This is a genomic window from uncultured Aquabacterium sp., assembly GCF_947366995.1.
GTDB lineage: Bacteria > Pseudomonadota > Gammaproteobacteria > Burkholderiales > Burkholderiaceae_C > Aquabacterium.
Genome location: NZ_CANBCC010000010.1, coordinates 66100 through 74469, shown reverse-complemented (window position 1 = coordinate 74469; position 8370 = coordinate 66100). Strand labels below are relative to the sequence as shown.

Sequence of the window (8370 nt, the reverse complement as noted above, 5' to 3'; positions counted from 1 at the left end):
GGCCCTGCCCAAGGGCCTGCACACCGTGCCCACGTCCATGCTGCTGCTTCAAGGGCTGTACCAGGGGCTGGGCCCCGCCATCCTGGCCATGGTGCTGTTCCTGCACGCGGTGAAGACGCTGGGGGCCGAGCGCACCGGCGCGCTCGTGGCCTTGGTGCCGGTGATGGCCGGGCTGGGCGCGGTGCCGCTGCTGGGCGAACCGCTCACGGCGTCCCTGGTGACGGGGTTGACGCTCGTGTCGCTGGGCGCCTGGCTGTCGACGCGGGTGCGCTGAACAGGGCACAAGCCCCTGGCCAGGTGCGGGGCCTTTCCGGGGCCCTCGGGTGTACGGCGCGGGCCGACTCCTAGAATCGGCTCGCCCCGGCTCTCTCACCGCTGCCATGACCGCTCGCCCCGCCCTGACCGTGATGCTTGTTTCGGCCCTGCTGTGCGCCCATGACGGCGCCGCGGCGGCCCGCCTGCTGGGCTTTGCGCGCGATGCGGCCACCCAGCGCTACCTCTACACCGAGGTGCATGACAACCAGACCACGGCCGACGGCGCCCTGCTGCAGGGCCAGACGCTGTACTACGACGCGCAGGGCCGGGAGGTGGCCCGACGCAGCCTTGACTTCCGGGGCAACCGGACCGTGCCGGTGTACCGGCTCGACGTGCCGGCCCAAGGCTACAGCGAGGGCATCTCCGCCCTGACGCCACAACTGGCACTCTTCAAGTCAGACCAGGGCCGCACGGAGCGCAAGGCGCTGTCGCCCGAAGGCGACCTGATCGCCGCCGATGCCGGCTTCAACAACCTGATGCTGGCCCAGTTCAAGGGCATTCAGGCGGGCGAGACGGTGCGCTTCACGTTGGTTGTGGCCGGCCGCACCGACAGCTTCCGCTTCCGGGCCCGCAAGGTGGGCGAAGAGACCGTGAACGGCGAGGCCGCCGTGCGGGTGAAGGTGGAACCCGATTCGGTGCTGCGCATGCTGGTCGATCCGATCGAGCTGGTGTATGACGCGCGCGGCACCCGCCTGCTGCGCTACACCGGGGTTTCGAACCTGCTCGACCCGGCCACGCGGCAGGTGTACCGCAAGGTGGTGATCACGTATGGCGGCCCCGCGCCGGCGGAAGCGGCTTTCCCCGGCGCACCGGCGGCCACCGCCCGCTAGCCACACGCGCAGACGGCCATCCCGTCAGATCCGTCACGGTAACGGGCGGTCCAGACCGGCATCAGGGGATTCCGGGTTTAACGCCGCTTGTCACGACCGATAAGCTGGGTTGAAACCGCGCGGCGAACCCATCGCCGCCCCCTGTGGACCTGAGGAGACCGTGTATGGCCATTCCCGCCCCGAATCACCCTTGCTGGCAGCGCCTTGCCAGTGGAGGCCTGTCCAAGCTGAAGACCCAGCATCTGGGCACCCAGTTGCTGACCAAGCGCATCGAGCGCAGCGCCGATCCCCTGCCCGTCAAGGCAGCCGAGATCCAGGCCTTCTTCACCAAGTGGGAGAAGGTTCTGCCTGCCGAAGTTGCCCAGCTGACCAGTCTGTGAGGATGTCCATGAACCAACTGATTTCGCTTCAAGCCGCCATCGAGCTCATTCAACAAGGCAAGGCGCTGAGCCTGGCAGGCACCGAGGCCACGCTCGACAAGCTGCCGGCCGGCAACTGGATCGCCGGCACCATTCCTTACTTCATGGTGGCCGAAGGCGGCACCGTGGTGCAGGACGACCGCGTGTTCGCGACCGACCTGTCGGAGGTGGGCAACGTGACGCTCGCCAGCTATGGCCCGTCGGAACTGGAGGGCATTGCGGGCCACGCGCCGGACAACGGCTTCGCGCTGACCATCATCCCCGCCGCCAGCGAGACCCACCGCCGTTTCTCCGCCGAGGCGGCCAGCTACAAGGACGCGTTCCTCAAGCCCACCGTGGGCTGGATTGCTGGCGTGCACCTGAACGACCTGGGCAAGGCCAGCCCCAAGGTTTATGACGGCCGCACCGCCACCAAGCATACCGACCGCGCCGTCGTGGCCTATGTGGCGCTGCCCGAGGACAAGCTGGTGCAGGTCGACATCGTCAACCTGTTCGAGCCCGATGGTCAGGACACACTGCGCTTCCACGACACGTCGTTCAACGTGCGCGAGTGCGAGGTCAATGGCGAGAAGGTGAACTTCGCCGAGTACGTGAACCGCCGCGGCCTGGCACATGGCCAGCTCCCGCTGGTGGGCGACTTCGCGGGGGCGCACGTCAACGTCTCGCTGCAGAAGGTGCACGCCGACCATGTGGACCTGTATGCACCGGTCTTCCCGGGTGTGGACTACCACTTCGCCCGTCCCGTCAGCGACTACGCAGCGGCCTTCCGCAGCAAGCTGGCCGACCAGGACACCAGCGGCACCGTGGTGTCGTGCAACTGCATTCTGAACTTCGTGTTCGGTGAGCTGGAAGGCAAGGCCATCGGCGGCGTGCAGGGGCCCGCCACCTTCGGCGAGATCGCCTACCAGCTGGTCAACCAGACGCTGGTGAACGTGCGGGTGCTGTAAGCCCTGCTGGGCAAGGGCTCAGCGCATGTCCACGCGACCGCGCTCGCCCTTGTCCTTCGGCGGCTCGCCCGTGAGGGCCGACACCGCCATGTCATACAGGTGCACCAGGCGGTTGCCCGGTGCATCCCAGTAATCCGCATGCGCGATGCGCACCCGCACCAGGGTGAGGTCAGGGTCGGTCGGGCCACCCTGAAACCACGCCTCGTTTGCGCGTGACCACAGCGCCTGCTTGCGCGCATCGTCCTCCACAATCTCGGCCTGGCCGGCAACCGACACATAGGCCTGATCCTCGGGGTCCGCGTAAGCCACGTTGACCTGGTTGTCACGAAGCAGGTCGGCCACGGTCTCGCTGCCGGCCGACATGAAGAACCAGAGGCTGTCGTCTTCGTCGATGGCGCGGTTCTGGGTCGTCATGGGGCGGCTGTGCAGATGCCCGTTGGCGTGCCGGGTCGTGAACATGCCGAAATGGATGTCCTTGATCAGCTCCCAGAGCTGCGCGCGGCGTGCGGTGTCCGTCATGCGGGGCCTGTCCTTTCCAGTGGATCATCGGATGACCCGCTCACGACATGAGCGGGTTCGCCATTGCGGGTGAGGGCACCCAAAAAGCCGGGGTCAGCGGCTGCTGCCCGAGCCGGAGCCCGAGCCACCGCCACTTCCGGTCCCAGTGCCCGTTCCGGTGCCGGTCGATCCGCCCGAGCCGGAGCCCGTGCTGCCGCCCGTCCCGGTTCCTGTCCCGGTGCCACTCGGACCGTTGACCTGATGCGGATCCTTCGGATCGGTGTCGCCGCGGCGCTTCTGGTTGGTCGAGCGCTTCGGCTGCTTGCGCTGGGTGTCGCCCGTCGCCTTGCTGCCGGTGTTGCCCGTGTCCTGCCCCGCACCTGTGGCCGGCATGTCATCCAGCGTGCCGCCGCGGCTGCCAGAGGTCGAGCCCGAGCCGGTCGTGCCGCTGCCGGTTCCCATGCCCGTGCCTGTTCCCGTGCCGGTCGCACCGGTGCCGGCGCCCGTGCCGCGGGTGTCGTCCATGGTGCCGGAGCCCGTGCCGCGTGACGACGGGCTGGTGCTCCCGCCCGACTGACCGGCCGATTGCGCCATCACGGCGCCCGAAGCCACCGTCACGGCGAGGGCCACCAAAGTCTTGCTCAGCGTTGATTGTCTGGTCATGTTGCTCGTCCTTCTGAGATGGTTTCCGGCAGGACACTGCTGTGCCGCCTGCCCTTGAACGGCAAGCGTTGTGCCCAGGCACAGGCGGCAAAGGCACGCTGCGGCACGGTCAGAAGCCAGGCAAGGCTTGCCGCAACATCGGCATCGCGCCCCCCGATCTGCGGGCTCTCGCCGACATCCCGTCTGCACGGGCATGGCCCTTGCCGAAACGGGCGGTCGTTCATCCCTCACCGTCCTGATCACCATGTTGCTCCCCTCCTCCTGGCAAAGCGACGAAGCACGCTGGCTGGTCCAGCTCGGCAGTGCGCTGGCCTCTGCCCTCATTGTTTCGGTGCTCCTTCGTGTGGCAGAAGCCGTGTTCTCGCGGGCCACGCGGCACTCCCCGGCCCTGCAGGCGATGCAGCAGGGGACACGGCGCCCGATGCGTGTCCTGATGCCGTTGATCGCCTTCAACGTCGTGCTCTCCAGCGCTCCGGATCAGCTCGTTGGCATCGGCGCCGTGCGGCAATTCCTGACTGTGGCCGTCATCGCCACGCTGACCTGGCTGGTCATCCAGGCGGTGCGGGCAGCCGGCCAGTCCGTGACGCTGCTCCAGCCCGTTGACCATGCCGACAACCTGTCCGCGCGCCGGCTGCGCACGCAGACCACCGCCCTGACGCGCACGCTGGTCACCCTCATCACCGTGATCGGCGTGGCGATTGCGCTGATGACCTTTCCGAGCGTGCGCCACATCGGCACCAGCCTGCTGGCTTCGGCCGGTCTGGCCGGCATCGTGGCGGGCCTGGCTGCGCGGCCGGTGCTGGGCAACCTGATCGCCGGCCTGCAAATCGGCCTGACGCAGCCCATCCGGCTGGACGACGTGGTGGTCGTGGAAGGCGAGTGGGGCCGCATCGAAGAGATCACCGGCACCTACGTGGTCGTCAAAATCTGGGACCAGCGCCGCCTGATCGTGCCGCTGGAATGGTGGACGCAGAACCCCTTCCAGAACTGGACGCGAAGCAGCGCCGCCATCACGGGCCAGGTGCTGCTTTGGCTGGATTTCCGCACGCCGCTGGAGCCGCTTCGCGCCGAGCTGCGCCGGCTCTGCGAAGGCAGCGATCTGTGGGATGGTCAGGCGTGCGTGCTGCAGGTGGTCGAAGTGAGCGACCAGGCCATGCAGATCCGCTGTCTGGTGAGCTCGCCGGATTCAAGCCGCAACTGGGATCTGCGCTGCCTGGTGCGTGAAAGCCTGATTCAGCTGGTGCAAGACCGCTGGCCCGAGTGCCTGCCTCGCATGCGGGCCGAACTGCTGGACGGCGGCGCGGGGGACGAGGGCTCTGCCCCACCGGCCGCCTTGCCGAGGGAGATGGCGCCCACCGCCTGAGTGCAGCGGCGGGGGCGGCGTGAGAAGCCGTGCCTCCCGCCTCAGCGGCGCTGCTGCTGGCCTTGCTGTGGTTCGGGTTCGTCCTGGGCCGCATGGTGAACGCATCCCACGGCATGCCCCACCAGCCAGCCCATTTCCTCGACGCTTTCCAGGTGGTAGCGCGCGGCCGTGTCCATGCTGGCGCCGACGCGCACCGTCAGCCAGTTGTCTGGCGCATCACGGAAGGCCAGCTCGTCGGTGACATCGTCGCCGAACACGACCAGGCGCTCACAGCGTGTGTGCCGCATCAGGGCCTCGAGCGCCTCCCGCTTGGTGACGGTACCCGGCGGCAGCAGGTTGAACACCGCATGCCCGCGGATGATGCGCGGCACGGGCACGAGCCGGGTGGCCCGCGCCAGCAGCAGCGAGCGCCCCCACGCGGGGTTCTCGCAGTGCCGGTAGTGCAAGGACAGCGTCAGCCCCTTGTTCTCGATCTGGGCACCCTGCGCCGCACGCCACAAGGAGGCGTCTTCGCGCAGTCGGCTTTCCCAGAAGGCACAGATGTGACGTCGCTCGCGGGTATCAGCGTCGCCGCCGGGCAGCCCTTCGTTCCCGTGGTTGCCGATCAGGTAGCCCACAGCGGGCGGCACTCGGGCGGTCAGGTCCTCGCGAGCGCGACCGGACACGACGGCCACCGGCGCCAGCCGCGCAAGGCGATCCAGCTGCGTCCAGGTGGACGGCGACATCCGCGCCTCGGCAGGATCATCCACGATGGGTGCCAGCGTGCCATCGAAATCGAATGCGAAGAGCGTGCTGGGGCCGAGCCAGTCGTCCAGCATCGGGCGGTGTTGGGGGTCGAGCAGCCAGGGTGCCATGGTGTCAGGCCTTGTGCGCACGCTTGCCTCGCTCGGCCGCCGCCGGCGACCCTCCATTGGCCGCCTGCCGCGCTCGCCAGGGGGCACGGAACAGGCCTTCGGGTGCCACGACGCCGGAGACTTGCACGATGCGGTCCTGCACGCGGGCCCGTTGACGCTCGTCCGCCGCGTCCAGCAGCATGCGGCCGGCCCAGCGGTAGATGTTGAAGTCGGCAAGGCGGGTTCGCATGGCCCGCATGCGCTCGCGCTGCTCGGCGGGGTGCATGGTCAGGGCCTTGGCCAGTGCGTCGGCGGTTTCCTCGATGTGATAGGGGTTCACGACCAGGGCTTCATGGAGTTCGCTGGCCGCACCGGCGAAGCGGCTGAGGATGAGCACGCCATCGCCGGTCTCGCGAGCTGCCACGTACTCCTTGGCTACCAGGTTCATGCCGTCATGCAGGCTGGTGACCATCGCGATCTCGCATGCACGGTAATGGCGGCGCACCGATTCGCTGTCGTGCTGCTCGATCAACAGGATGATGGGTGGCGGCGTGCCTGGTGCTCGCTCGGCGGCCCAGGCGTTGATGCGCCGGGCCTCTTCGCGCACCCGGTGATCGAGCGCACTGTAGGCCTCCAGGCTCGATCGGGTCGGGGCTGCAATCTGCACGAGCGAAAAGCGCCCCAGCCACATGGGATGGCGTTCCAGCAGGCGTTCGACAGCCAGCATGCGTTCGACGATGCCCTTGGTGTAGTCGAGTCGATCCACGCCAATGGCCAGGCGGTGTTCGGGCGACAGACCCATGGATTCGCGCAGCGCGCTCTGGTCGGACTGCGCCCTGGAGAGTGCGTCGTCGGCCGCCGGGTGCCAGGGAATCGAGATGGGGTAGTCACGCACCTGCGTGCGCTGGCCCATGAAGCTCACCGACTGATCCTCCTGCGTGATGCGGGCCTCGAGGAAGCGATCGACCGTGGCCATGAAGTTCTGACAATGGTAGGGCGTGTGGAACCCGAGGATGGTGCTCCCCAGCATGCCTTCGAGGATCTCGCGCGCCCACGGGCAGATGCCGAACGATTCGGGGTTGGGCCATGGGATGTGCCAGAAGGTGATGATCGTGGCGCGTGGCAGGCGGGCGCGCAGCATGCGGGGCAGCAGGGCAAAGTGATAGTCCTGCACCAGCACCACGGGGTTGTCCGTGCGGGCCTCGTCGGCCACGGCATCGGCAAATCGCGCGTTGACGGCACGGTACTGTTGCCAGTCTTCCTCGCGGAACACCGGCCGCACGTGCGCGATGTGACACAGTGGCCACAGGCCCTCGTTGGCGAAGCCATAGTAGTAGCCGCGTTCTTCCTCGGCCGACAGCCAGACCCGGCGCAGGGTGTAGGCGTCGTGCAGCGGCTCGCCGCCCTCCGGAATAGGCGGCACCCGGACCCGCGAGCGCGCATCGACCACATCGGCATCGGCGCTGCCACTGCCGTGGGCCACCCAGGTGCCCGAGCAGGCCCGCATCACGGGCTCCACCGCCGTCACCAGGCCGCTGGCCGGGCGCTGCACACGGATGCTGCCGTCCTCGCTGCGCTGGTGAATGTAGGGCTCGCGGTTGGAGACCACGATCACCTCATCGCCCGACAGGTGTTCGCGCAGCAGCAGCTTGAGGGTTTCGGGACGCCATTCGATGGTCGTGTCCTTGAGGATGCGGCGGTCTTCGTGCACGCTGCGCAGCAGGCGGCGGAGGTCTGGCAGCAGCGGCTGGATCTCGGGTGAAGCCCGCCCCAGCGCGGCCGCCTGGCCCCCGTCGCTCAGAACGCGGCGCACGCCGTTGATCCAGTGCCGCCAGCCCCAATTGGCCACGGTGATGAAGAGCAGCGCCAGCACCACACCGAGGCCGACGAACAGCATGGTGAGGTAGTTGCGCGCCTGCTGGTCACGGCGGCCCGCCTCGGCCGGGTTCTGCATCACCACCAGCGTCACATGGCCGCCGTCCGGGGCGGCATCCGACACCAGCCCGCCCCCGGCGGCCGGCGCCACCGGCAGATCGATGCGCCGCACGTGCATCTGCGACAACCACCGCGCCATGGCGGGGCCAACACGGGTGGTCGCGTCACGCCCTTCGGCGCAGGCCAGCTCGGACGGGTAATTGCGGCTGGCTGCCAGCACGGCGTTTGGCGAGGTGCACACGGCAATCGCGTACAGCCGCTCGTCTTCCGTGAGGCTCTCGATCTGCTGGGTGAGTTCGGACTGGTTGCCTTCTTCGAGCGACAGCATGATGGCCCCGTGCAGCGCCTTGCTGACCAGGCCGGCGCGCTCATCGAGTTCGCGCTGGGTCCAGCCCTGCAGCAACGGGCCGCTGACCTGCATCGACAGCACACCCAGCACACCCAGCACCACCACCAACGGCACGATGAAAGCCAGGCTGAGGCGCAGCAGGCGCTGGACGGCGGAGAGGCGGGTCCGCCAGGACGAGGTCACGGTCACATGCAGCTCCGGCAAGGTGAGGTTTCAGG

The 8370-nt window shown here is 68.3% G+C and carries 9 protein-coding genes; 5 read left to right on the top strand and 4 right to left on the bottom strand.

Translation table 11 applies throughout. From position 1 onward, the window contains the following. From Q0Z44_RS04995 to Q0Z44_RS04980, 4 genes are all read left to right on the top strand, one after another. Nucleotides 1-274 (top strand): EamA family transporter (locus Q0Z44_RS04995; RefSeq protein WP_298011042.1); only part of this gene is annotated, 274 nt, incomplete at its 5' end. Between the two features lie 106 nt (nucleotides 275-380). Further along, complete coding sequence (locus tag Q0Z44_RS04990) at nucleotides 381-1145, top strand: hypothetical protein (protein ID WP_298011041.1); 765 nt, start codon at nucleotides 381-383, stop codon at nucleotides 1143-1145. 164 nt (nucleotides 1146-1309) lie between these two features. Continuing rightward, entirely contained in the window at nucleotides 1310-1525 is a 216-nt protein-coding gene (locus tag Q0Z44_RS04985) for a hypothetical protein (protein WP_298011040.1), read from the top strand. Nucleotides 1526-1533: 8 nt separating this feature from the next. After that, the gene (locus Q0Z44_RS04980) at nucleotides 1534-2511 is read left to right on the top strand and encodes a hypothetical protein (protein ID WP_298011039.1); all 978 of its coding nucleotides are present in this window, start codon (nucleotides 1534-1536) and stop codon (nucleotides 2509-2511) included. Between the two features lie 18 nt (nucleotides 2512-2529). Here the strand turns inward: Q0Z44_RS04980 and Q0Z44_RS04975 are convergent, their stop codons facing one another. Both Q0Z44_RS04975 and Q0Z44_RS04970 read right to left on the bottom strand, forming a co-directional pair. After that, complete coding sequence (locus tag Q0Z44_RS04975; protein ID WP_298011038.1) at nucleotides 2530-3030, bottom strand: pyridoxamine 5'-phosphate oxidase family protein; 501 nt, start codon at nucleotides 3028-3030, stop codon at nucleotides 2530-2532. A gap of 93 nt (nucleotides 3031-3123) precedes the next feature. Further along, nucleotides 3124-3672, bottom strand: coding sequence for a hypothetical protein (locus tag Q0Z44_RS04970; protein WP_298011037.1), 549 nt, complete (start codon nucleotides 3670-3672; stop codon nucleotides 3124-3126). 244 nt (nucleotides 3673-3916) lie between these two features. Between Q0Z44_RS04970 and Q0Z44_RS04965 the strand changes: the two genes are divergently transcribed. Continuing rightward, entirely contained in the window at nucleotides 3917-5035 is a 1119-nt protein-coding gene (locus Q0Z44_RS04965) for a mechanosensitive ion channel family protein (RefSeq protein WP_298011036.1), read from the top strand. A 41-nt stretch (nucleotides 5036-5076) separates the two neighbouring features. On the opposite strand, the gene otsB is transcribed toward Q0Z44_RS04965, so the two are convergent. After that, the gene (otsB, locus tag Q0Z44_RS04960) at nucleotides 5077-5889 is read right to left on the bottom strand and encodes a trehalose-phosphatase (protein WP_298011035.1); all 813 of its coding nucleotides are present in this window, start codon (nucleotides 5887-5889) and stop codon (nucleotides 5077-5079) included. A gap of 4 nt (nucleotides 5890-5893) precedes the next feature. Beyond that, nucleotides 5894-8341: a trehalose-6-phosphate synthase gene (locus Q0Z44_RS04955; protein WP_366517573.1), complete on the bottom strand. Its 2448-nt coding sequence runs from the start codon at nucleotides 8339-8341 to the stop codon at nucleotides 5894-5896. Nucleotides 8342-8370: the final 29 nt, after the last annotated feature.